The organism is Paenibacillus sp. FSL R10-2734, assembly GCF_037963865.1.
Lineage (GTDB): Bacteria > Bacillota > Bacilli > Paenibacillales > Paenibacillaceae > Paenibacillus_AQ.
On record NZ_CP150170.1, the window covers coordinates 2,181,652 to 2,205,950 of the forward strand.

Annotated in this window: 24 protein-coding genes; 22 read left to right on the forward strand and 2 right to left on the reverse strand. The window is 41.2% G+C overall.

The genetic code is table 11. From position 1 onward, the window contains the following. Positions 1–142 precede the first annotated feature (142 nt). The 18 genes from NSS67_RS09600 to NSS67_RS09685 all read left to right on the forward strand — a co-directional run bounded on the left by NSS67_RS09600 (position 143) and on the right by NSS67_RS09685 (position 19,592). On the forward strand, positions 143–1,462 hold the full coding sequence (locus tag NSS67_RS09600; protein ID WP_339319327.1) for a stage II sporulation protein P: 1,320 nt from the start codon (positions 143–145) through the stop codon (positions 1,460–1,462). A gap of 63 nt (positions 1,463–1,525) precedes the next feature. Beyond that, positions 1,526–2,005 carry a hypothetical protein gene (locus NSS67_RS09605; protein ID WP_339319328.1) on the forward strand — a complete coding sequence of 160 codons (480 nt, stop codon included), beginning with the start codon at positions 1,526–1,528 and terminating at the stop codon, positions 2,003–2,005. A 140-nt stretch (positions 2,006–2,145) separates the two neighbouring features. After that, entirely contained in the window at positions 2,146–3,960 is a 1,815-nt protein-coding gene (lepA, locus tag NSS67_RS09610; protein ID WP_060621949.1) for a translation elongation factor 4, read from the forward strand. 109 nt (positions 3,961–4,069) lie between these two features. Then, a complete protein-coding gene (locus NSS67_RS09615) occupies positions 4,070–5,875 on the forward strand; it encodes a histidine kinase (RefSeq protein WP_339319329.1) in 1,806 nt (601 codons plus the stop codon). Continuing rightward, on the forward strand, positions 5,860–6,627 hold the full coding sequence (locus NSS67_RS09620; RefSeq protein WP_339319330.1) for a response regulator: 768 nt from the start codon (positions 5,860–5,862) through the stop codon (positions 6,625–6,627). Before NSS67_RS09615 ends, NSS67_RS09620 begins: the two co-directional genes overlap by 16 nt. Positions 6,628–6,722: 95 nt before the next feature. Then, entirely contained in the window at positions 6,723–8,027 is a 1,305-nt protein-coding gene (locus NSS67_RS09625; RefSeq protein ID WP_339319331.1) for an extracellular solute-binding protein, read from the forward strand. Between the two features lie 91 nt (positions 8,028–8,118). Then, positions 8,119–9,003 (forward strand): sugar ABC transporter permease, encoded by an 885-nt coding sequence (locus tag NSS67_RS09630; RefSeq protein ID WP_339319332.1) that lies wholly within the window; start codon positions 8,119–8,121, stop codon positions 9,001–9,003. 34 nt (positions 9,004–9,037) lie between these two features. Then, a complete protein-coding gene (locus tag NSS67_RS09635) occupies positions 9,038–9,865 on the forward strand; it encodes a carbohydrate ABC transporter permease (RefSeq protein WP_339319333.1) in 828 nt (275 codons plus the stop codon). A 19-nt stretch (positions 9,866–9,884) separates the two neighbouring features. Further along, entirely contained in the window at positions 9,885–12,134 is a 2,250-nt protein-coding gene (locus NSS67_RS09640) for an FAD-dependent oxidoreductase (protein ID WP_339319334.1), read from the forward strand. A 210-nt stretch (positions 12,135–12,344) separates the two neighbouring features. Continuing rightward, entirely contained in the window at positions 12,345–13,517 is a 1,173-nt protein-coding gene (gene hemW, locus NSS67_RS09645) for a radical SAM family heme chaperone HemW (protein WP_339319335.1), read from the forward strand. 93 nt (positions 13,518–13,610) lie between these two features. Continuing rightward, positions 13,611–14,102, forward strand: a complete 492-nt coding sequence (locus NSS67_RS09650) for an N-acetyltransferase (protein ID WP_339320556.1) — start codon at positions 13,611–13,613, stop codon at positions 14,100–14,102. 171 nt (positions 14,103–14,273) lie between these two features. Next, positions 14,274–15,197 (forward strand): tyrosine-type recombinase/integrase, encoded by a 924-nt coding sequence (locus NSS67_RS09655; protein WP_339319336.1) that lies wholly within the window; start codon positions 14,274–14,276, stop codon positions 15,195–15,197. 193 nt (positions 15,198–15,390) lie between these two features. Next, positions 15,391–15,576 (forward strand): hypothetical protein, encoded by a 186-nt coding sequence (locus NSS67_RS09660; protein WP_339319337.1) that lies wholly within the window; start codon positions 15,391–15,393, stop codon positions 15,574–15,576. Between the two features lie 966 nt (positions 15,577–16,542). Then, positions 16,543–16,797: a hypothetical protein gene (locus tag NSS67_RS09665; protein WP_339319338.1), complete on the forward strand. Its 255-nt coding sequence runs from the start codon at positions 16,543–16,545 to the stop codon at positions 16,795–16,797. Further along, on the forward strand, positions 16,794–17,528 hold the full coding sequence (locus NSS67_RS09670) for a hypothetical protein (protein WP_339319339.1): 735 nt from the start codon (positions 16,794–16,796) through the stop codon (positions 17,526–17,528). The genes NSS67_RS09665 and NSS67_RS09670 overlap by 4 nt, the downstream gene beginning before the upstream one ends. A gap of 28 nt (positions 17,529–17,556) precedes the next feature. Further along, on the forward strand, positions 17,557–18,021 hold the full coding sequence (locus tag NSS67_RS09675) for a hypothetical protein (protein ID WP_339319340.1): 465 nt from the start codon (positions 17,557–17,559) through the stop codon (positions 18,019–18,021). Positions 18,022–18,171: 150 nt separating this feature from the next. After that, positions 18,172–18,336 (forward strand): hypothetical protein, encoded by a 165-nt coding sequence (locus NSS67_RS09680; protein WP_339319341.1) that lies wholly within the window; start codon positions 18,172–18,174, stop codon positions 18,334–18,336. A gap of 59 nt (positions 18,337–18,395) precedes the next feature. After that, positions 18,396–19,592 (forward strand): hypothetical protein, encoded by a 1,197-nt coding sequence (locus NSS67_RS09685; protein ID WP_339319342.1) that lies wholly within the window; start codon positions 18,396–18,398, stop codon positions 19,590–19,592. Positions 19,593–20,007: 415 nt separating this feature from the next. On the opposite strand, the gene NSS67_RS09690 is transcribed toward NSS67_RS09685, so the two are convergent. Next, a complete protein-coding gene (locus NSS67_RS09690) occupies positions 20,008–20,805 on the reverse strand; it encodes an abortive infection family protein (RefSeq protein ID WP_339319343.1) in 798 nt (265 codons plus the stop codon). A gap of 70 nt (positions 20,806–20,875) precedes the next feature. Further along, on the reverse strand, positions 20,876–21,679 hold the full coding sequence (locus NSS67_RS09695; protein ID WP_339319344.1) for a restriction endonuclease: 804 nt from the start codon (positions 21,677–21,679) through the stop codon (positions 20,876–20,878). 120 nt (positions 21,680–21,799) lie between these two features. Between NSS67_RS09695 and NSS67_RS09700 the strand changes: the two genes are divergently transcribed. The 4 genes from NSS67_RS09700 (at position 21,800) to NSS67_RS09715 (ending at position 23,978) form a co-directional block, all read left to right on the forward strand. Beyond that, positions 21,800–22,195 carry a hypothetical protein gene (locus NSS67_RS09700; protein ID WP_339319345.1) on the forward strand — a complete coding sequence of 132 codons (396 nt, stop codon included), beginning with the start codon at positions 21,800–21,802 and terminating at the stop codon, positions 22,193–22,195. 100 nt (positions 22,196–22,295) lie between these two features. Beyond that, entirely contained in the window at positions 22,296–23,186 is an 891-nt protein-coding gene (locus NSS67_RS09705; protein ID WP_339319346.1) for an HNH endonuclease signature motif containing protein, read from the forward strand. 26 nt (positions 23,187–23,212) lie between these two features. Next, positions 23,213–23,530, forward strand: a complete 318-nt coding sequence (locus NSS67_RS09710; RefSeq protein ID WP_339319347.1) for a nucleoside triphosphate pyrophosphohydrolase — start codon at positions 23,213–23,215, stop codon at positions 23,528–23,530. A gap of 103 nt (positions 23,531–23,633) precedes the next feature. Next, positions 23,634–23,978 (forward strand): hypothetical protein, encoded by a 345-nt coding sequence (locus tag NSS67_RS09715; RefSeq protein ID WP_339319348.1) that lies wholly within the window; start codon positions 23,634–23,636, stop codon positions 23,976–23,978. Positions 23,979–24,299 lie beyond the last annotated feature (321 nt).

Sequence of the window (24,299 nt, forward strand, 5' to 3'; positions counted from 1 at the left end):
GCACAGTCCGGCGGGATGCTGATCTACAGTATCCTGTGCGGACTCTATGTCTATTCTCTCATTTTCAGTTCTACTATTACTCTTTCGCTCATAGATTTGGAGTATAAGAGATTACAGAGGGCTGGAGGAGGACATAAATATAATGAATAAAAAATGGTTTCAGCTTTGGAACATCGGCCGTATACGTGGAAGAGTGCTGGATGCTTTATCGCTGGGAAGAACGATGCTGCTGTTGGCCGGAGGTTCGCTAGTATTTTTTATGCTGCTTGGCGCTGGTGGATTGGCCGGACAGAAGTTGAACTCTTCACCCATTCCATCTATGAAGGGGCTTGCAGCCTCACTGTCGAGTGGATTTTTCATGGAGCTGTTGGGGATGGAGGTCCCCCATTTACCGCAAGGGAAAGAGCCTTCCGCTTTTTCAGGTGAAAAAGTAACATCCTTCGTATTTCAATTGCTGACCAGTGTGAATCCAAGTGATCCGAAGAGTCTAGTCTCTCGTGAAGTACCAGGCTTGGCAGCGGACGATCCATTTCTTTTGCGAAAAGGCTCAGGCGGCTCTACCGGAGCACCTGTTGATTATCATCCGGGAACGGATGAACTGGCTGAGGGTGGAGGGGAAGCGGTTGATCCATCTGTTCCAAATGAAGTGGACAAGCCTGAAGATACTCCAACACAGCAGCCTGAAGCGACTATAGCTCCGTCTCCTGAGCCATCAGGAGCTGCGGGAGGTACGGATAAGAGTGATCCGCAAAACGAGACAGATAGTACCAAGGACACTTCGGTTAAACGGATCCTTATCTATCATTCACATCCTCGGGAGGCCTATAACCCTCTGCTAGGAGTAGCGAACGAAAATCCAAGCTCGGCGGTTTCTTCTAAAAATGTAATGCTGGTAGGATCATATATTACGAAAAGATTGGAACAACGAGGGATTGGTACAGTTCATGCTAAAGAAGATTTTTTAACTAAAATTGCCGACTATAACTGGAATTTTTCCTATAAATACTCTCGCATGTTAGTTAAATCAGCGATGAGTGCAAATCAAGAAATGAGTGAACTTATCGACATTCACCGCGACTCGCAGCGTCATGGCAAAACAACTGCAGTAATTGATGGAAAAAGTTACGCTCAGGTGTATTTTATCATTGGACATGCGAATAAAGGTTGGAAGAAGAACGAAGAATTTGCGAACAAGATTCATCAAACGATTGAAAAGAGTTACCCAGGAATATCTCGCGGGATATGGGGAAAAGCTGCGGGTAAAGGAAACAACGGGGAGTACAACCAAACCCTCTCACCCAATAGCGTCTTGATTGAAGTGGGCGGAATTGATAATACTGCAGAGGAATTAAAGCGTACGGCTGATATTTTGGCAGATGCTATTGCAGATGTGTACTGGAGCAGTCATGACTCGGAGAAGGTAAATGCTACAGCACCCCAAAAGTCGAACGGAGCTTCCTAGCCTGTAGACATTCAATTAGAGTAACAGACTTATTACCAAGTATTTAAAAAAGGAGTGGCTTACATGTCTCGTTTCGGTAAAAAACTGGTTATGGTCGGTATTTGGGCAGGGGTCGGCATACTGTTAGGTATGCAGTTCAGTGGCAGCAGAGGGGCAACCGTCTCTAAGCTGCTGCCAGGCTGGACCGATTTATCGACTACCCCAACCAGTCAAGTGACGGGCATGCAATCACAGCCGATAAAGAATGGGGTTACACAAGGTGGGCAGTCTTATGTGTATGTCCCGATGGTGATCGATCCTATCACAGGGGCATATACGCCTGTTTCACCGTTACCTCAGAATAGCAATCCTGCGCCAACTACAGATCTTCCTCAGCAGGTGGTAGATGACTATAGTACAAAATCTCCGGAGCAGATTCTGATTCCTGAGGAGCAAAAGCCAACAGTCGATGTGATTGCGGATAAGACGGCGGGCCTGCTGCAGCAGGCTTCACAGAAGGGCATTCGCTGGGTCGTTTCGTTGTTTGATTCAGCCGAAGAATAGCAGTGATTGTAGAAGAAACAGTTATCTCACGGGCTCGTGTATAGCTGTTTCTTCTGTTTTACGTCAGGGCGGGATTGATGGAGCAAGCTTGTACTGTTATAATAAGTGGATTAATATGAGGCTGTCTGTGGGGGTAAGGAATGACTGACGTTCAGAAAAGACAACAACAAATTCGCAATTTCTCGATTATTGCACATATAGACCATGGCAAATCGACACTAGCTGACCGCATTTTAGAATACACGGGGGCACTAACCACGCGTGAAATGCAGGAGCAGGTACTCGATCAGATGGATCTGGAGCGCGAACGCGGTATCACAATTAAGCTGCAAGCCGTGCGTCTAACCTATCGTGCAGACGATGGAGTAGACTACTATCTCAACCTGATTGATACACCGGGACACGTCGATTTCACTTATGAGGTCTCCCGCAGTCTTGCAGCATGCGAAGGTGCGCTGCTCGTAGTAGATGCGGCACAAGGGATTGAAGCACAGACGCTTGCCAATGTGTATCTTGCGCTGGATAACAACCTGGAGATTCTACCTGTGCTCAACAAAATTGATCTACCAAACGCTGACCCAGATCGGGTAAAGCAGGAGATTGAGGATGTTATCGGGCTGGATACCAGTGAAGCGGTAATGGCTTCTGCTAAAGCCGGCATTGGGATCAAGGAAATTCTGGAGCAAGTGGTGAAGCAGGTTCCTGCGCCATCCGGTAATTCAGAAGAGCCGCTTAAAGCGTTGATCTTTGACTCTCATTACGATCCTTACAAAGGCGTTATCGTCTATGTGCGCGTAATGGACGGGAAGATCCGTGCGGGATCGAAGATTAAGATGATGGCAACTGAGAAGACCTTCGAGGTTATTGAAGTTGGCGCATTTATGCCGCGTATGACCATTGTCGATGAGCTGAATATCGGTGATGTTGGCTTTATCGTAGCTGGGATCAAGCATGTTGGAGATACCCGTGTCGGTGATACTGTCACTGACGCAAAGAATCCTACTGCTGAGCCGCTTCCAGGTTATCGTAAGATTAACCCAATGGTGTACTGTGGTTTGTATCCGATTGAAACCTCCGATTATAACGATCTTCGTGAGGCCCTTGAGAAGCTTCAGCTTAACGATGCTTCGCTAAGCTTTGAGCCGGAAAGCTCAAGCGCGCTAGGATTTGGTTTCCGTTGCGGATTCCTTGGACTCTTGCATATGGAGATCATTCAAGAGCGGATTGAGCGCGAGTTCAATTTGCCGCTGATCACAACAGCACCGAGTGTTATTTATCGAATTATGCTGACGAATGGCGAAATGATTCAAATCGACAACCCGTCACATTATCCGGAAATCGGAACGATTGACTACATTGAAGAGCCATATGTTAAAGCAGCCATCATTGTGCCTAACGACTTTGTAGGTACCGTAATGGAGCTGTGCCAGAACAAACGTGGTGAGTTCGTAAATATGGAGTATCTTGATACGAATCGTGTAACGATTACTTACGAGATTCCACTGTCTGAAATCGTTTATGATTTCTTTGATCAGTTGAAATCAGGTACAAAAGGTTACGCATCCTACGACTATGAAATTTGCGGGTACCGTCGTTCGAATCTGGTCAAGATGGATATCTTGCTTAACAATGAGCAGGTTGATGCCTTGTCCTTTATCGTTCACCGTGATCGTGCGTACAACCGCGGACGTATCATTTGTGAGAAACTGCGTGGCATTATCCCTCGCCAAATGTTCGAAGTGCCGATTCAAGCCTCTGTGGGTACGAAGGTAGTTGCGCGTGAGACCGTTAAGGCGATGCGCAAGAACGTACTTGCCAAATGTTACGGCGGCGATATTTCACGTAAGCGGAAGCTGCTCGAGAAACAAAAAGAAGGTAAGAAACGCATGAAGCAAGTCGGTAGCGTAGAGGTACCACAAGAAGCGTTCATGGCTGTTCTTAAGATTGACGAGTAAAAATAGGTAGAGCCGGGAGATAATCCCGGCTCTATTTTTTTGAGCAGGAGAAGATTACAATAGGGGAAGGAAGAATGTAAGCCACATACAACATAAGGGGAGTCCTCGTTTGAAGCGATTATATTTGAAGCTTACGCCAAGTACCTTTAAGAATCGGATTTTGTTAGCTTTCTTGCTGTTGGTATTAACACCAATTGCTGTACTCGTTCTGTATAACTTCAAAGAGACAGAACAAGTGCTGCAGGAGAATGCGGAAACGAAGAACATGGAGCAGCTCATTGGCATTAAGAATGGCTTTGTCGATCTCATGGGCCTCGTTATGAAGACCGGGTTATTACTCGAACAAGACACGACAATTTTAGCGGTATTAAAAAATCCTGAACAATATGACGAAATCACGAGAAAAAAGCTCGTTGAAAGCAAGTTTGGAGCAATTGAAAATACATTCTTCATGAGTGGAGCGACGGTGTATTATACATTAATAGACCTTCATGAAAACGCATACACTTCTTTCATGCCAAAGGATACCTTGAGCTACAACGAAATACAATCGGAAGCTTGGGTTCAAGCATTGAAGCGTGAAGGAGCAAATCGATATATGTGGAATCCGAATGACAGGAATAATGTGGTTCGGGAAAGTACAACAAGTAAGAAAATGCTTAGTCTCTATGAGGTTATGCGTGATAATAGTTTGAAAATCTATGCCTATGCAAGACTGAGTATCGATTACGAGGAATGGTTTACTCGATCAACGATAGGAAGTAAACAAGAAGGGGCGTTTTTTCTGCTCGATGCCTCAGGGAAAGTGATGCTTAATCCAGATAAGGACGAGACCTTTTCTCCTGAAATTGCACGAAGTATTGTCATGAGCACTAACCAGCAGCAGACAGAGCGGGCTGCATCCTTAATTGATCCGAAGGAGAAAAGCTTATACACGTACAGCTACATTGAAGAATTGAATGGCTATGTCGTAAAAAAGGTACAGCTAGCACAGTTATTTCTTGAGGTGGATAAGCAGAAACAACGATTTTTTAGCGTGTTTGGAATTATTCTACTGCTGTTCGTTTTGTTAACTTATTTCATATCATCGACGATTACAGTGCCGCTTAAGAAGCTGCAGAAGAAGATGGAGATGACCGCAAAAACAAATCTCAAAATGAAATTACCGGAGCAAGGGCGAGGAGAGATTCTTGCGCTAACCCAGAGCTTTAATGTGATGATCCATGATTTAAATGAGTTGTTACAACGTCTACAGCTTGAAGAAAAACAGAAGCAATTCGTTCGATTTCAAGTGTTACTCTCGCAGATGAACCCGCATTTCTTGCTTAATACATTGAATACGATAAAGAGCATAGCTTTAGATAAAGACGATGATGAAATTTATGAAATTTGTGTTTCGTTGGGGAAAATATTAGAGACGACATTAAATACTGAAGTGGATTTGATCCTGTTGAAGGATGAAATCGTACTAATTGAATCTTATATGGAGATTCAGCGGCGACGTTTTGGACATGGGATCGAGATCCAATATGATATTAACGAGGAGTTGCAATACGCATTAATCCCTAAGTTTTGTCTACAACCCCTAATCGAAAACAGCTTGATCCACGGATTCGGTCAGTCTGTAAAACAGGGGAGAATCGATATTTCAGCTAAGGTGGTAGGAAAGCAGCTGTACCTGCACGTTAAAGATAACGGCATGGGGATGGAAAGAGCACAGTTGAATAAGGCTACACGGAAACGTAAAGGGATTGGTGTTCAGAATATTAGAGAGAGCTTGGAACTGTTGTTCAAGAATCAATGGACAGGCATGGACATCGTATCATCAGACACAGGGACTGAAGTGATCATCCATTTACCATTCCTAATCTCAAAACCTTACGATGGAGGTAATCTCACATGTGGAGAACATTAATTGTGGATGATGAACAACCTGCGATTAAAAGTATACGGAAGCTATTCTTAAAGGCTGGAATTCCGTTTGAAATTATAGGTGAGGCGGAGAATGGAGAAGTAGCCTTGCAAATGATTCGTGAGCTTCGCCCTGATGTGGTTGTGACAGATATCAACATGCCGGTGATGGATGGGGTAAAGCTTCTTCAAGTGGCGCGGGAGGAAGGCTTCGACTGTCGATTTGTAATGTTGACAGCATTGAGTGAATTTGAATACGCTCGGCAAGCGCTCGTATTTGGGGCTTCGGACTACATTTTAAAGCTATCCTTAGATCTCCAAGGTCTTAAGCAGACTATGGGAAAGGTGCATGCCGAGCTGGAGCGAATGGTGAAGATGAAGAAGGCTGATAAGTGGTTTCCTGAGAAACATGAAACGGGACCGACAGACCATGTGGAGATGAACAAAATTATTGCTTATATTGAAGAGCATTATTCTGAGGACATCTCGCTCAAATCCATGTCAGAGTTAATCCGAATGGATGCTAGCTATATAAGTGACTTATTCAAGAAAAAGACAGGGAAAACACTGACGAATTTTATTCAAGAGCGGCGTATTCAGGCTGGGAAAATGCTGCTTGCAGAGACAAAGCTAACGATTAGCGAAATTGGCCAGCAGGTGGGCTTTGAGAACGATAATTATTTTATTAAAATTTTCAAAAAGTGGTGTGGTGTCACGCCAAATGAATTCCGTAAAGAACCAAAAAACGTTCTATAAGTTCCCAAATGTAGTTCATCCCCCCTTTCCCGCTCTGATGATAAAGTTATAGATGTAGAGCACGACACATAATCCTTCCAAGGGGGAAGATAACGATGAAGAAAAAGTGGTATCCTGCAGTGCTTTCAGTCTTATTAGCAGCTACGATGCTCGCTGGTTGTAGTAGTAGTGGAAGTAATGATGCGCAGGGCAGTGCAAATGGACAATCAGCAAAGGAGAAAATAAAGCTTACCATGTGGGGAGCAGTTCCTGCAGAAGCTGGACCTCAAGCTGTAGTTGATAACTGGAATAAAGAAAATCCAAATGTTCAAGTCGAGTATGTACGTTATGTAAATGATGATGCTGGAAATTTAAAGCTGGACACAGCGTTGATGACCAATCAAAACGCAGATCTTTACATGAACTACGATCTTCCCCATTTACAGAAGCGTGTGGATGCAGGTGTTGCTTTGGAACTAAGTGCAAAAACAGATTATGATATCGACAGCCAAATGGGCCAGGATGCAGCGTTGTGGAAAATCAATGATAAGTACTATGGCATGCCGACTAAGAAAAATATGGCGTTTGTATGGTTAAACAAAGATATGCTGGATGCAGCTGGCTTACCAATTCCTGAAGTGGACTGGACTTGGTCGGATCTCCAGGAGTATGCGAAGAAGCTAACGAAGTCTGGTGTGTACGGACTGTTGCAGGCTGATTCCTCGTTTACAACAACGATGGACGGGACGCTTGCTGGAATGGGTGTGAAACAGGCGGATGGTACCTCAAACTTTGGTAATGATCTCTGGAAACAGCAGCTGGAAATATTGCACAACATGATGTTCGTAGACAAATCTACACCGGAATATGGAGAGCAACTAACCAGTAAAATGCCAGTCGACACAATGTTCCTGCAAGGACAAACTGCAATGCTGGCAGCGGGTGAGTATATTTTCCGAAATGCGAACAATCTGAAGGACTATCCGCATGATTTCAAAACTGCGTTCGCTGCTATTCCAAGAGTGAATAAAGATCAAACGGATTATAAATACCCAGGCGGTGTGGGTGACGTTCTTGCTGTTAATGCGAAGTCGGAAAACCAGGATGCAGCTTGGGAGTTCGCTAAATGGTATGCGGATGGTGGTATGCTGCCTATGGCGAGCGGTGGTCGTATTCCAGCCTCGAAGAGTGTAGATACCAAGGAAGCGATGAGTCTTTTATTAAAAGGCGTAGAAGATAAATATGATACAGATTCAATGAATAAAATTGTATTTGGTAAGTTCCCATCCTTCCAATTAAATGTGCCTCAACAAGCTGTTGATGCACGAAAAGAAGAGTATGAGAAGTATTTCTTGAATAAGCAAGATATTGACACCACGATGAAAAATATGCAGACACGTTCGCAAGAGTTATTGAAATAACACAATAGTTAGCACAAGAGAGAAGGAGGAAGATTTCTTCGTTCTTCTCTTTCGTGTACCCATTTTTCAGCATACGAAAGGCGGCGATACCGTGAAGCGGAGAAGCTGGATGGAAAGACAAGGCTGGATCGGCATGACCTTTATTCTCCCAAATATGATTGGTATTCTCTTATTCTTTGTTATTCCTGCAATCTACTCCTTTGTCCTGATGTTTACAAATTATCAATTTTCAAATCCGAATTGGCAATTTACTGGGCTGGATAATCTCAAACAGTTGTTCCATGACGATAATTTCTATGCCTCGATCAAATATACGATGATATTCCTAATATCGGTTCCAGTATCGATGGTGCTCGCTTTTATTGTGGCGCTATTCCTGAACCGCAGTGTATATCTTAAAGGTTTAATACGCGGAATGTTCTTCCTACCGTATATCTCTAGTGGAGTAGCCGTTGCATTCGTCTGGATGCTGCTATTCCAGCCTTCACAGGGACCTATCAATGAAATGCTTCGCTGGATTGGCATTGCATCGCCGCCAGGATGGTTTGCGGATACAGATACCGCAATGTATGCCATTGATATCGTACAAATCTGGCTGATGCTTGGCTACAATATGATCATTTATTTAGCTGCACTACAGGAAATTTCGACAGAACAGCTAGAAGCTGCTCGGATCGATGGTGCAAGCACATTCAAAATAACATGGAAAATTGTATGGCCTCTTGTTAGTCCTACAACCTTCCTATTAATGATTACCGGATTAATTATGACGATGAAATCGTTCTCGATTATTCAAGCGATTACGGCTGGTGGACCTAGCGGAAGTACGACGGTCTTATCGCTATTCGTTTACAAAACAGCATTCGGTTATTACGAGATGGGATACGCTTCAGCCATTTCATGGTTCTTGTTCGCCGTCATTCTCGTCATTACAGTCATTCAGTGGGTCGGCCAAAAGCGCTGGGTTCATTACTAAACAACCGAAACCATAAATTAAAGGAGCAGGCGGTATGAATGAAAAAGCAGGAAACATGAAGGTGAAGCTGCCAGTAACGATCATCATGTTTGTTCTAGGGCTATTTATGATTGTGCCTTTCCTATGGATGGTTAGCACATCCTTTCAGACACCTACCGAGGTGTTTAAGAATTGGCTGCCTTCATCACTCAATTGGAGCAATCATATTCGGGTGTGGACAGGAAGCTATGATTTTGTTCCATATTATTTAAATTCACTTAAAATTTCGATCATTGGAACAGTGGGAGCTGTGTTTCTATCAGCCCTTGCGGCTTATGGATTTTCACGTACTTCGTTCAAAGGGCGAGATGGTCTATTTGTCGTCTACCTATCGATGATGATGATTCCGCCTCAGGTGCTTTTTGTTCCAAAGTTTATCATGTTTAACTGGGTAGGAATTTACAATACGCATTGGGCGCTTATCTTACCAGCAATGTTCTCGATCTTCGGTGTATTTATGCTTCGGCAGTTCTTCATGAGCATTCCTAAGGAAATTACTGAATCTGCTTTTCTGGATGGGGCAGGGCATTACAAGATATTTTTCCGCTTAGTTCTGCCATTAGCCAAGCCAGCAATAGCTACGTTTGCTATTCTCGATTTCTCCTGGCAATGGAATGATTATGAGAATGCGCTTGTATTTTTGCAAAGCCCTAAGCTATACACCATTCCGCTCGGATTGCAGAATTTTATACTTGAGAACAATGTGGACTACAACGGGATGATGGCCGCTTCATCGGCAGCAATCATTCCAATGATCATTATTTTCTTCGTGGGTCAAAAATATATTATCCAAGGGATTTCGAGTTCAGCTGTGAAAGGCTGATTATGGGAGGGTAACAGACATGAGAAGAGAAACGGTTAAATCCGATGTGACAGTGGTTGGTGGTGGACTTGCAGGGATGAATGCGGCGATCGCTGCAGCTCGCCTTGGGCTACAGGTAGCGCTGGTACAGAATCGTCCCGTGCTTGGTGGCAACTCGAGTTCAGAGGTTCGGGTATGGGTATGTGGTGCGACAGGACATGGTGTAAATCGCTATGCTCGTGAGACAGGTATTATGGGCGAGCTGTTTATCGAGAATCAATATCGGAACCCGGAAGGGAATCCGTACTTATGGGATCTAACCTTGCTCGAAGCTGTGAAGGCAGAGTCGAATATCAGCTTGTTCCTGAATACCGACGTACACGAGGTAGAAGCTGATGGTGAAGCAGAGGATCGTAGAATTCGCAGTGTGACCGGCTGGATGATGGGATCTGAGCGATTGATCACGTTCGAGAGCGATGCATTCCTCGATTGTACAGGTGATGGATTGGTAGGGTTCCTAGCAGGGGCGGATTTCCGATTAGGGCGTGAAGCACGCCATGAATTTAATGAGGATTGGGCACCAGAGGTTTCTGATAACATTACATTAGGCAGCACATTATTATTTTATACGAAGGATGCAGGGAGACCCGTTCGCTATGTTGCTCCATCCTTTGCAAAGGATATAACGACAACATCGATACCGATCCGTCGGGTCATTCGGAGTGGGGATTCTGGCTGTCATTACTGGTGGATTGAGTGGGGCGGTGAGCTCGATACAGTGCATGAGAATGAACGTATTCGCGATGAGCTCTCCTCAGTTATTTATGGGATTTGGGATTATATCAAAAATTCAGGCCATTTTGATGCCGAGAATATGACGCTAGAGTGGATTGGTTCAATTCCTGGCAAACGTGAATACAGACGTTTTGTCGGCGACACGATTCTAACGCAAAATGATATTATCGCACAACGTGAGTTTGATGACCGTATTGCATTTGGCGGTTGGTCGATTGACCTGCATCCACCGCAAGGGATGTATGCGCAGGAGAGCGGCTCGAAGCATCTGCATGCGGACGGTATCTATCATATTCCATTTGGTTCGCTATATTCGAAAAATGTGCGGAATCTACTCTTCGCAGGTCGAAACATCAGCGCATCTCATGTGGCTTTTGGAACAACACGTGTCATGGCTACCTGTGCGATTATGGGGGAAGCGGCCGGAACAGGCGCAGCATTATCTGTCATCAAAGGTGTGACCCCTCGTGAAATTCGCGAACAGCATATGCATGAATTGCAACAGATTATGTTAAAGCAAGATGCTTCGATGATTGGATTGCGTAACGAAGATTCGCTAGACCTCGCTAGAAATAGCAAGATCCATGCGTCTAGTACGATGAATGGTATACTGCTGGATCGTCCAAGTGAATCCTATGAGCTTTCACATGATGTAGGTATATTGTTCCCAGTTGAAGGAAAGATCCGTGGGTTGAAGCTACTGGTGTCAGCAAATATTCAGACGCAGTTGACCATGGAGCTATGGACGACTGGGCGTGCGGAGAATTACGTGCCAGCGGAGTGCAGGCAGGTTGATGTGGTGACAGTACAAGCTGGAGAGCAGTTATGGATTGACGTTCCGGTACAAGAGGCGCATTTCAATCAAATCGGCGCATGTAATATCTTTGCTATTGTTCGAGCTAATGAGCATATTCAATTGCATATTTCGGAAACTCCAATCACAGGTGTCATTACATTTGAACACGGTGCTAAACCGGTTGTTGATTCGGCGCTGGAAGACCATCAGCCAGATCAGCCGGTGATGGAATGGAGCATGCATAAACTTGTACGCAAGCATTTCTGCTTTGCAGTAGAAACATCTGCATATGCTGCATCCAAAGTCACCGACGGGTATGTTCGCCCCTTTGCAGGACCGCATAGCTGGGTTTCTGAGCCAATGACTGCTGGTAGATCGGAGTGGGTTGAGGCACGTCTTCCGGATGCTGCCCGAGTGTCTGAAATTCATTTCACCTTTAACGATGATGTGAATGAGGATCTCATCAACTTACATCACCATGAAACGCCATTTCTAGTGATTCCTGAACTGGTAAAGGCTTACGATGTAGAGTTGCTCATTGATGGCGCGTGGCAAGTCATGTTCCGTGTAAAAGACAACCATCGCCGGAAGAACGTACATCGCTTAGAGAAGCCAGTTCTTACGGAAGCTGTTCGGATCTTAATTCATGAAACCAACGGTGGAGAACGAGCAGAACTTGTGGAAATGCGGATTTATTAAGAAGAAACGGCATTGCTGTCCTTATAGGGACGGGATCCTTTTCTGCGAGAAATACAAAATATATAGGATAAGGTAAAACTTATACTTTCTTGTATTTTAATCTAGGGTCATTTCTAAATGAACGCCCTTGAAGGGAAGCCGTCGGCTTCCCTTTTCTTGTTTTTTAGATTACACTAATCAAACGATATTTTTATATAAAGGAGACAGCTAATGACCACGAATACTAATGGCCGTCCCCCTGAGGCCGTATACATTCATATTCCTTTTTGTACCAATAAGTGCTTTTATTGTGATTTTAATTCCTACGTTCTCAAGGATCAGCCGGTTATGGATTATCTACATGCCTTGGATCGAGAAATGGAACAGACCGTCAAGAACACCCCACCAGGTGTTATCAAAACGATCTTTGTCGGCGGTGGTACCCCAACTGTACTGAAACCGGATGAGATGGCTTATTTTCTAAAATCTATTCGAACACATTTCCCAAACTGGGATAAAGATATCGAGTTCTCTATGGAAGCGAATCCCGGAACAACGGATATAGATAAGTTGACGGTCATGAAAGAAGGCGGTGTGAATCGGGTGAGCTTTGGTGTACAAGCATTTCAGAACGAGCTGCTCACCGGCATTGGCCGGATTCATAATGTAGACGATGTATACCGCAGCTTGGAGAATGCCCGTACCGTAGGACTTAACAACCTGTCGGTTGACCTTATGTTTGGTTTGCCGAACCAAACCGTTGAGATGCTGGGCGAAAGTATCCGCAAGGCGCTGGAGCTTGATTTGCCCCACTATTCCATTTACAGCTTGAAGGTGGAGGAGAACACTCTTTTTCACACCCTATTTAATAAGAACAAACTTCCCCTTCCTAATGAAGAAGATGAACTGGAAATGTACCTCTTGTTGATGTCATCCATGAAGGAAGCGGGCTACAACCAATACGAAATCAGTAACTTTGCAAAACCAGGAATGGAGAGCCGTCACAATATCAACTACTGGCGCAATGAAGATTATTATGGTCTCGGAGCAGGAGCACATGGATATGTGGGTCGTCAGCGGCATATTAATGTTAAGGGCGTAAATCCTTATATTGAAGCTACACGTAAAGGCCTGCCTCGATTGGACGCATACCCAATCACTGAAGCTGAAGCTATGGAAGACTTTATGATGGTTGGCCTACGTATGCATGAAGGAGTCTCTAATGAGGCTTTTGAGGCACAATTTGGGCGTTCAATAGAGGATGTATTCGCGAAATCCTTGCATAAGATGCTGCATGCGGGTCTGCTTGAGCACGAAGAGGGAACCTATCGTCTCAGCAAGCAAGGAATCCTTTTTGGGAATGATGTTTTCGCGGAATTTGTAGGTGCACTGACAGAAGTTTAATTTTAAAATACCCCTTGAATTGTAATTCACTCTGTTGTATATTTATTCATATTATCAACAGAGGGGTGAATTAAAGTGCTTGCCAAGACGGAAATGATCCGCCATTCGTCTCCAACAGGAGATGCACAGGTGATTTGCAGAAATGCTGTGGTAGAAGATGTTGAACCGTTGTACCTGATGATAGAAGAGTACGCGCAGCGCGGTATCATGTTGCCCCGTTCTAGGCAGGCGCTGACTCGCCAGATCGATCAATTTGTTATTGCGGAAATCGAGGGTAGATTCGTAGGCTGTGGCTCGCTCTTTAGGCTCGGGAGTGATCTCGTTGAGATTCGCTCGATCGGCCTGAATGACGAAGGTAAGGGAAAAGGTGTAGGCTCTATGATTTTGGCGAAGCTCGTTGAGGAAGCCAGAAACCAGAAAATCCCCAAGGTCATGGCACTTACCTACGCGGTAGATTTCTTTCTTAGAAACGGATTCGAAGTCGTCGAGAAAGAGATTTTTCCTGAAAAAGTATGGACAGATTGCGTGAATTGTAAAAAGCAGCATGCCTGCGATGAAATAGCAGTACTTAAGATGCTGAACTGACTTGACAATGTCAATGTCAGTTTGGTATTTTTTCGGAAGAACCGTACAACCACGGGGGTTTTCGGTGTTTTGAAAAGGTAATTAATATTGTGGCTTATTAAAAGTCGCTAATTGATGAATCGACCACTATCTCACAAAGACATTAAACAGTCTGACGGGAGAGTGGTTTTTTTGTTGCTGAAATTTGCAATTAAGGATTATCTGGAGGAAAAGGAGTATAACAATTTATCTGAGCAAACCATTAAAACGTATGCATTTACACTTAATGAATTTCAAGAGTATTGTGGAAAAAATGAAATCTTGAATGTGGAGGATGTCACAGCAAGTATCGTTAAAGCTTACCTGTTTCATTGCCTAAAGGAGAAAAACAACAACGCTACAACTCGTAATGGGAAATTTAGACGAATCAAGATTTTCTTTAATCACCTAGAGAATGAGGAAATGATAGAGTCTAAGCTTAGTCCTGTTCGTAAATTATCCTATGTCAAAGAAGACGTTAAGATCGAAGCCTTCACAGACCATAACATTAATCAGTTGCTTAACTATCTAAGAAGAGTTAAAAATCGCAGTGTAGAATTTCGTTCCTACCGTGATTACATTCTTGTTGTGTTTCTACTAGGTACAGGCGTGAGACTTGGCGAGTTAGTAAACTTGAAATGGGATGATATTAGCTTTGTAAATCTCACCGTAACTGTGTGTGGCAAGAAAAGAGAACAATCATCCATTCCTGTGACGGAGAAGCTAGTTAAGGAATTGGCTGAGTACAGAATGTTCTGTGAGCAATATTTCGGGAAACTAAGCGATTACGTATTTGTTAGTTCGAACAAAAACAAGCAAATGACTGTGGATGGCGTGAAGTCCCTCTTCAGACGGCTTAAAGAAGCAATGAATTTCAAAAACGTCAGATTGTCTGCTCATACCTTTCGGCACACCTTCGCCCATCGTATGCTTATGAATGGTTGCGATATATTTAGCTTGCAGAAGATGCTCAGACACGCCAACTTGAGCATGACTCAGAAGTACCTGAGCATATGGGGAACAGCCTTGAAAGAACAAAATGACAAGTATAATCCGTTGAATAATATTGAGGTGTAAATAATAAATGTACGTGTGACGAGCAAGATTGAGCGATGCAACTTACTCACGGCGTCGCTAGACATAGCTAGAAGGCGATCTAAGCTTTATGCCCGATTTGGTAAGGTTTGGTTATGGGTAGTGCTAGAATGGCTAAAATAGGCGTTTGAGCGAGGATGAAGTATGAATGCTAAAATCGTAAGGAGTAGACGTAATGATAAATGATACGGGTCAATCATATGTACATGACGATTCAGAATGGCAACGAAAAACTTGTCAGCATCTTATAAGATTGATTAAGGACGAGCAGCTATTGTTAAATGAGGCGTTACATCCGAAAATTGTTGAAGCTACGCTTGAAGTCATTCATATGCTCTTAAAATCAGTTCAAAAAGAGTAGGGACAGAATACAACAAATAGTTAGGATTATGAGCACTAATCTCTATTAAAAATCACATTTCTCGATGAAAGTCAATGGTTTATCTTGACAAATATCCGAAAAAATGTTATGATACTATCATAATCATTGATCGGTAGCTTTTAGTAACATGTTGAGTAGTCTTATAGTACACTTGGAAACACAGAAAATGTGACTGAACTATGAAGGATCGAGAAAGATAATTAATGTAAAAATTCAATAGAATGATAATCCTAATAAGTAGTTGATAAATACAATATTTAACAACCGAGTGGTTATATGGTATGATGTAGTTATAAGTCGAAGAGGAGCACTCTGTCTGAGTGCTTCTTTATTTAATTGGAGGAGATTGTAACTAATCTCCTTATTTCTGTTGCTAAAAATTGAAAGGAGAATGAAAGTGTCTGAAAAGGAAGAGTTTAGACTTCTGCGGCTGAAGAAGCGAATTACTCTAACGGAATTAGCCGAATACATCAAATGCTCAAGATGCCACATTGGTAATTACGAAAATCGTAGAGCAAATATGGACTACAAGAAAGTAAGAAAGTACAAAAAATATATCCTAGAGAAAAGAGTTGATGAGAAATGAGTTTATGTATTGCGGTTAATAACCCAGGAAATTTCGTGATTATTAGTGGGGATGGGCGCATCACCAGTGGTAGTAGAATTGTAAGCGATTCACATCGGAAACTTACCAATCTTACTAAGCACGTATCAATGTTTTGTTCGGGAGTCCAAGATTATTGTGAGATTTTACGTTCATTGGTAGCGAAGCAAGTAAATGAGTCAACGTCTATTGAACAGATTGCGAGAATTGTAGAGAGAGAGTCCTTGAGAGTTCATCAACAATTCCTTATGGATTTCCCCACCTACTACGATGTAGTGCCAAACGGAGCATGTTTAGCCACAGTTTTAGCTTTTTATGATTTAGATAAGGGGGAATGTGGCATGATCGAATATTGCCATAGAAGTGGTTTTGATCCTCGCATTGTAGTCGGATCTGCGATGTCTGCACGTGGCGTTGGACAAGATAAAGCATTGAACTATCTACCAAAACATTTCGATCCTCTGAATCCAATAGAGAGCGTTCTGGATACGTATAGGATCATAGGTGAGCAAGAACAAAGTGTGGGTGGAGATATTAGCATACACGTAATATCTGAGGTAGGGACTAATAAATTTATGCTGGAGGGTGCAAGATGAATGTTCCAATGGATTTAAAAGATATAACTAGTAATTCTAGCGGTACGACCTATGTGGAGTATAACGGTGGGCGTAATACCAGAACATTGAGGGGAATTGATAATCTTCAGCTTGGCAGAAATGTGAAAATGGGGCCTGAGGCAACCATAAGTTGGACGCAAGTAACCAATCAACCGAATATTCCAACTTTGCCAAGCTATATATCTGCAACCAAGATTACACAAACAACAATTGAATCTCCTAGCATATTCGGAGGAACCATTGCTATAGGTAGTGGTAATAAAGTTTTGAAAGCGGATTCTAATGGAGTTTACTTAGGTAATGCATCGTTTGCTAATGCGCCCTTCAAAGTAACAATGGATGGAAAACTAACTGCATTAGACGGTACGTTTAAGGGCATGATTGATGGTTCTATAATAACTGGCGGTATAATTAGAACAGCGGATTCAGGGACAAGTAGGCTAGAGTTATCTGGGAATGGGTTAATATCAAGAAATGAGCTGAGTGAAAAGAACGGAGTAGTAATTGATAGTGGAAACTTCTCATCAGTTGATTTTTATTATAAAGATCAACGGAGAGGTAGTTTAGAGCAAACAGCAGGAAATCTAGCTCTCACGACTACACAAGGTTCAATCATTGTGGAAGCTGCTTTGTATAGTAGTACCTTGTTTAGAGGTAAAGTAGATTTCTCAGGAGCTACCGTAATTGGCGTTGTTGCAACGTTTGGATGATTTATCAAATATATAAAGGAGAATATTAATGGAAGCGAATACAAAAAAATGTGGTAGATGCTATCTACTTCTTCCGCATAGTGATTATTATTACCAATCTAATACAAAAGATGAGAAAGCAAACTACTGTAAGAAATGTAAAAGTGAATATCAAAAAGAACGAAGAAAAATGTTAAAAGCTAAGGAACCAGCAACGTATTTACTAAAAGAATCATGTCGTGCAGCTTATGAAAGAGGTGGAGCTACATATAAACGAAAAGGCTATGAACACGTTAGATGTAGTTTCGATAATGTGAGAGATTTTCAAGAAGCATTATGGAATGATGAATTCTTCAGAAGTGAATGGATAGCTCAAACGGATGTGTATGTAAAATACAATAAGTACAAGTATCGCCCAACATTGGACAGGATTAATCCTAAACTTGGTTATGAAAAGGATAACATTAGGATGCTAGCACAACACATAAACGTCTCTAGAGATAAAGCTGTTTGATAATTAGATCGATAGTGTAAGTTGGTTTAATATGAAATATTAGTAACTCTAACATGTTTCCGTGAAGTGAACGGAAGCTTATTTTATTTGGATATTTATGAAAGGAGGTAAGATATGTTTTCAGAAAATGAGTTTTTTTATTGCTATAGCATGAAGTTATTCAAGTTTCTACGCATGGATAGAGGATTTAACTTTATTTGTTCTGGGCTTCATGAAAAGTCGATGCAGAAATTTTGGCAGTTCAAACGAACTGAAGAATTGAATAAAGCATTGGTGGAGTTCAGTCAGCGCCATTATGGAGCTAATGAACAGTAATAGCTAGTGGTCTTAGTGTTAGATTAAATGGTGTTAAATTATAAGGAGATGTGGTTAATATGAACAAAGGGCCAGAGATAAAGCAAGAACAATATGTAGGGTTTCCAATGAAGATGAACGCCTACGCACATGAAGGTTTATTTGTCGTGCAGAAAGATGAGAATGCTTTCATGCTATATTTCATTTTAGGAAAGATGTCGCAAAACTATTGGACTTGGGGAAGATTTGAAACAACAGTTGTGACGCTCAGTAAGCAATTTCAAATCAAGACCAAGGAGAGCGATAACAGGAAAGAGATTAGACGTCTATTGATGATTTTGAATGATAAAGGTTGGATTAAGATTACCTTCGATGAAGAATCGTTTGAATACGATACACTACTTACTATTTATATGGTTGACTTGAATAGTCCACTTGTTATGGATAGTGTGGATAGCGACAATTTTAAACACCTAGGGTATCAGAAAGTAACTCAGGAAATGTTTGATGCTTGCAAGGGCAACTCAAGGCATTTTAGGGCGATGATCTATGCTGAATGGCGTATGTTTCGTGATCAAGAGAATGAAGGTAAGTACCGTATTTCTCTTGGTGAATGGGAAAAGACAATGAACATATCTCATGCCACAGCAGTAAAATTGATCAAGGAACTTGATGAACTAAACCTAGTGGATATAAAACGTGGTGCAATGTATCAAGATGTCTACGGAAATCCAAAACGTGAAACTAATCAGTTTTCCGTAGTGAGCGAAAAAGAGCGACAAAAGCGTGAGGAAAATACTAGTGAGAGGGAAGAAACTCTGGCTAAAGAAGTGAATCGTCACTTGTCTTCTGTTGAAGCAATGGGAAATGTTACAGATGAACGCGTTCATGAAACTAACCTATTCAACCCTGATAGGAGTGTTTTCTTAAATGATCACGACATGTACGTTTTCGTGACTACAGAATGCAAAGTTACTTTAGACCATGTAAATAAGCGATTAGACAAAATGGATGAGTCAAAGCCAGGAATACGTAAAAAACTTATCGACTTAGGTAATAAGGAGAAATCGAGACGTGACAAGGAAAAATCAGCTATTAAGATAGCTGAAGAAATGAGTGAATGCTATGTTAGTCCTGAAGACTTCATTTCTGATGATGATTATGCTGCAAAGTTTAACCGTTCTAAAGCAAATCGAGAAGCCGAGGAAGCAGAAGAAAAGAAACAGAAACAGTATGAGTTAGCATCTTCATTAAGGAAAGATGAAATAGCAAGTTAACCTAATGGAACTTGCTGATAGTAGAACTAGAGCAGTTTTGGCTACTTTATATTGTTAATTCACATGCGATGTGTGCTGTGTGCGTAATGGTTTTGTTGATTACCTAAGTATAATTTTGAGTCAAATCTGACAAGGATTTATTTTTCAAAGTATAATTTCATGTCAGATTTAACTTCGTTTTATACTCAGGTGAGTATAATTTTTGGTCAATATTGACACCCATCTATACAGTATAAACAAAAGAACTAAGAGAAAGAAAAAAACTTACTAGAAACCCCTTCGGGGAGGGGTTGGTTTATTTTCGCTTACGCTCTCTGTAGTTCAAAACCTTAAACCCTGTCGCTCCGCTCTGTACAGTTACACATGGTATTTTTGAATAGTTACTATTAACTGTGTTAATTATATGTTTAAAAAATCAACCTTTCCCAGTTACTTTCGTTTCCTTTTTCAAGATGCCCTTTGCTTGTTGATATTGAAATGTTCCGAAAATAAAAGAAGCTATCGTTTTAGATGCATTTACCACTAGAATAGCATGATGTGCATCTGGTTCGTATTTTCTTGAATGGGAGTCACTGACTACATTCCGTATAGTTCCTAGTCCTTGCACGGTACTTGCTAGTCCTGTTATTACCTGCTTTAACGGTTCAACTATTTCTTGTTTTGATGGGTCAAGATTTAGTGCTTTTCTAGCGTCGTTTGATAGTTTAACCAGATCATTTTTTGAGTTAGGATGCTCACCAGTTATTGTGAATATGATTTCTTTAAATACACCCTCTAATAAACTTCTTGCGTTAGTGATAGCACCTGCATAGTCATGTTCGTGAATTTTCTTATCGCATTTCTTGATTTCATCTCTAATGTGATCATACGTCAAAAAGCTAGGAGGATTAAATTCAACTGGAATAAATTGAACGGTAATTGATCTTTGTCTCACGATATCTATAAAGGGGTTAAACGTTTCTTGAATAACTATGAACGTTTCGTTTTGATCAGGAACCCTATTATATACATATGTCAAAAACTCTTCCATTTCTAAGCATATTTGTATAACCAAAGGGACATCCATATTTTCTTCGTTACAAATCCTAAAAATTATCATTCTTGCTTTTTCATATTCTGTATCGTCGATGTTCTTTAGATATTCCCATTTCTCGGCACACTTTTTCAGATCATTCTTAACTCGCTTTAAAATATCGACTGGATTTTCGATCAATAATCTCAAACCTCCATTTTTATATACAAGCTATGTTTTTTGAACTTTATCTTAAAATGCCACAATCAAGCTAAACTCTTGAACTTTTGGAGATTTCATTTCGTTGATGATCGTAGCAGTATATTCGGCCATTAAAGCGTTTTGGATTCGATAAGCAGTAGTCTTTAACTTTATTCGTGACTGGTTTACCGCATCTGGCACAAATGTAGAGGTCATCTTCAATAGTAATAGGAGTGGCAACATTAGAAATGGTATCTCCACTTATAGACTCTTGATCATTAACCTTTAGCGTTTGAGCTGCGTTAACCTTCGACATTTTCTCAATCAAAACGTCTCTATCCCACAACTTTATCCCTAAGCGTTTGGCACCATCTTTGGCTTGTTCCGTAAATCCGCTATTGGTTATCACCCAAGCTTCTGTACATCCATATACATCCTTGCTGGTATACGCTTGTTGTATCGCTTCGTAGCCTACATTCTTCTTCCATCGTTTAGCTTGGATAACAACCTTTTTGTTTGCTGATGACAAGATGAGGTCAGCTCCATAATCACCTTTACTACCAGTACGTTTTACTTGCCATCCTTGTCGTTTGAAAAATTGTTCCAAATAACGTTCAAACATTGTGCCGCTCATCTTGTCGATTTCATTGATGTTAGCCTTCTTTAATTTTTCTTGGACATAAGCGATACGTAAGGCAATCGTAATTGTCAACACGATGATTACAATGATTAATACTGGGTTTAGCCATGAACCACCTAGTGATGTTCCATATTTACTGAAGGTGACATTAAAGGCTAGTATAAAGGCACAAATCACAATCAACTGTGTTGCGAGTTCTACTAAAGAGGGTTCTTTTTTGCGTCTTCTAGCCAATTTTTGATGCTCCTAACTGGATGGATTGTGGTAACATATGTATAGGTCATTATAACTATAATTGTAGATTTATGGAATGCTTTGAATTTATATATTTTTAGAATTCGAGGGGAATCGAATATGAATAAGTATGGTGTTGTCGCAATTAAGGCTATTGAGTTGATGAAGAATGGCGAATTGTCGGAACCACCCAATGCATGGAATAAGGCTGCTTCGGACATGTTTGGTGAAGGAACATCATCTCAACGCAAAGGGTGTCCAAAGAATACATTCCTTGGTTTATGTGAAGAGGGCTTAATCAGAGGCGTTCCAAAAGGGAATTATACGTATAGATCGGATAGTTTGAACAAGACCTATGCTATACAAGCTGTAGAGCTACTGAAAGCAAATCCAGAATTAGCTAAGGATAAGAATGAATTGTGGAGAAAAGTGATCAAAGGTGTTAAAAAGCAACATAACTCTCAAATGGATGTTGTGTTGGCATTATGGAATAACAATCTAATCGTATCGAGGTAACTATATGAACTTTCTAGATAAATGGCTACATATCATCAGAAATTGTAGCTACGACAATACATATAAGATGTCATGGAGTAAGGCGCTGACGGAGATAGCTTTGGAATTTGAAGAGGAGACTTTACTAGACTCGGATAATAATAAAGTTGAAATACAATTGAGAGATATCGCAAAAAAGGTCTTACGATACTATTTTGAACAAACAATCTTCTTTAATCTTCAGCAAAGCTCTAACCCCTTGAAGCCTCCAGTGCTTGTTACTATAGCTAAGAAGTTGATAGGCGATTATCAGGGTTATTCAGGGAACGTAAAACCTGTGAAATGGTTTAGGTCTAATATAGAATCTGTCTGCGAAAAAGAATATCAAAAGGCTGTTAACGCTATAGTCACCGCATTGAAGACTGATGTTAGTTACCGTTTCTTACGAGTCGAAGGTATAGAAGTTGAAGGTGTCTATCAATATGCTAAAAAAGCAGACAGTTTATTTATGGATATAGCTAATTTACGAGTCCTTAAAGAGAATAGTCTGCTTGTCTTTGATGCAATAAATTATCGTTGGACACAAATGTTGGAGAATTTCAATACTTCTCCAAGGCTATCTAAAAAAGTACGCATTATTGATGAGGATCAGATTAGACGTAAGCCACTTGGAAAGTTTTCATCCTATATTAAGACTGAGAATCCAAGTTGTGAATGTTTTTTATGTGGAAGGTCGATTGATAGCGAAACTCCAGCAATAGATCATGTGATCCCATGGTCATATTTATATTCGGATGATTTATGGAATTTGGTTTTTGCTCATCAATCATGCAATAGTAGTAAGTCAAACGTAATACCAAGTGAGGAAATGATACAACGATTAGAGGCTAGGAATAAGAGACTGTGTGTTTTGATGGAACAACAAGGGAAGTTAGACAAACATGTATCAGAGCTTCAGATGGCTATAGATCACAATCTTGTACGTAAGTTTTGGGTGTCTTGTCAAGGCTAATATATTGAAACAAGGAGTTGGGGATTTTGAAGACATACAATAAGCTTGTACGAGATAAGATTCCTCAGATTATTGAAGAGAGTGGTAAGGTATGCGTTGTGAAGCAGCTTAATGATGCTGATTATGTAGATGCCTTGAAAACAAAAATGCAGGAAGAATTAGAAGAGTTCTTGGAAGCATCTGAAGAACATCAACTAGAGGAACTGGCTGATCTTGTGGAGGTAATTTATAGTTTCGTGAGAAGCAAGGGAGCTACAATTGATGAATTGGAGAAGATTCGTCAAGAGAAACATGATGAGCGTGGAGGATTCGATAAGAAAATTATGCTTATTAGCGTAGAATGAACTAAGAAAAGGCATGCAGTTGCTCCGACTAGATATCGAATATTTGCAAATGAGATTGTGTGTATTACGTAAAAACTCTTCTATATAAAAACAGGAGGCTTTTATGAAGCGATTTCCAACTAAAGGGCAGATGTACCGTTATGCGATGAGGTCAGCTAGGCGTGATTGGGTAAAAGAAATAAATAAATCACAGGGCAAGAATCGCTATACATATGGCAATCCAAAAACTGAAGTAGTAACCAAAGACAACTCCGAAGATGGATTTGCTATCTTTATGTTAATTATGATCCTTGGTGCACTGATTTTAGGGATCGTATTCAAGATTACTTGGTTGTGGGTATCAGTTATTCTATTGATCTTATTGACAATCTTGATTAGTTTTCCAATTCTGTTACCTATTTTGTTGGTGTTAGGTGCGATTGTGGCTTTGGCGATAATTACTAAGTGAACATTGACGAGTAAAGAGTAGCGGCAGGAGAGATGGAGATAGTTAATATCTCAGTGCTAATAGGATTGGAAAAGGACGATTAGCTTGGGGTACATTTAGATCGTGTAGTGTTCAACCGCGCGACAATGTTATATGTCCACGTTAACCTCTCTTATTTTGAAAAATGAAAATGTTGAAAATTCAAAAAAAATTTGCACTCTCTCGTTAACGATTCAGCGGTAGAGTGCAATTTTGTGTTCTCCAAGGATTTTTAGATTCAGCTAAGAATATGGGAACTGGATGACTCACCTGAATAGATAAAATTCAAGTTTTATCTATGCA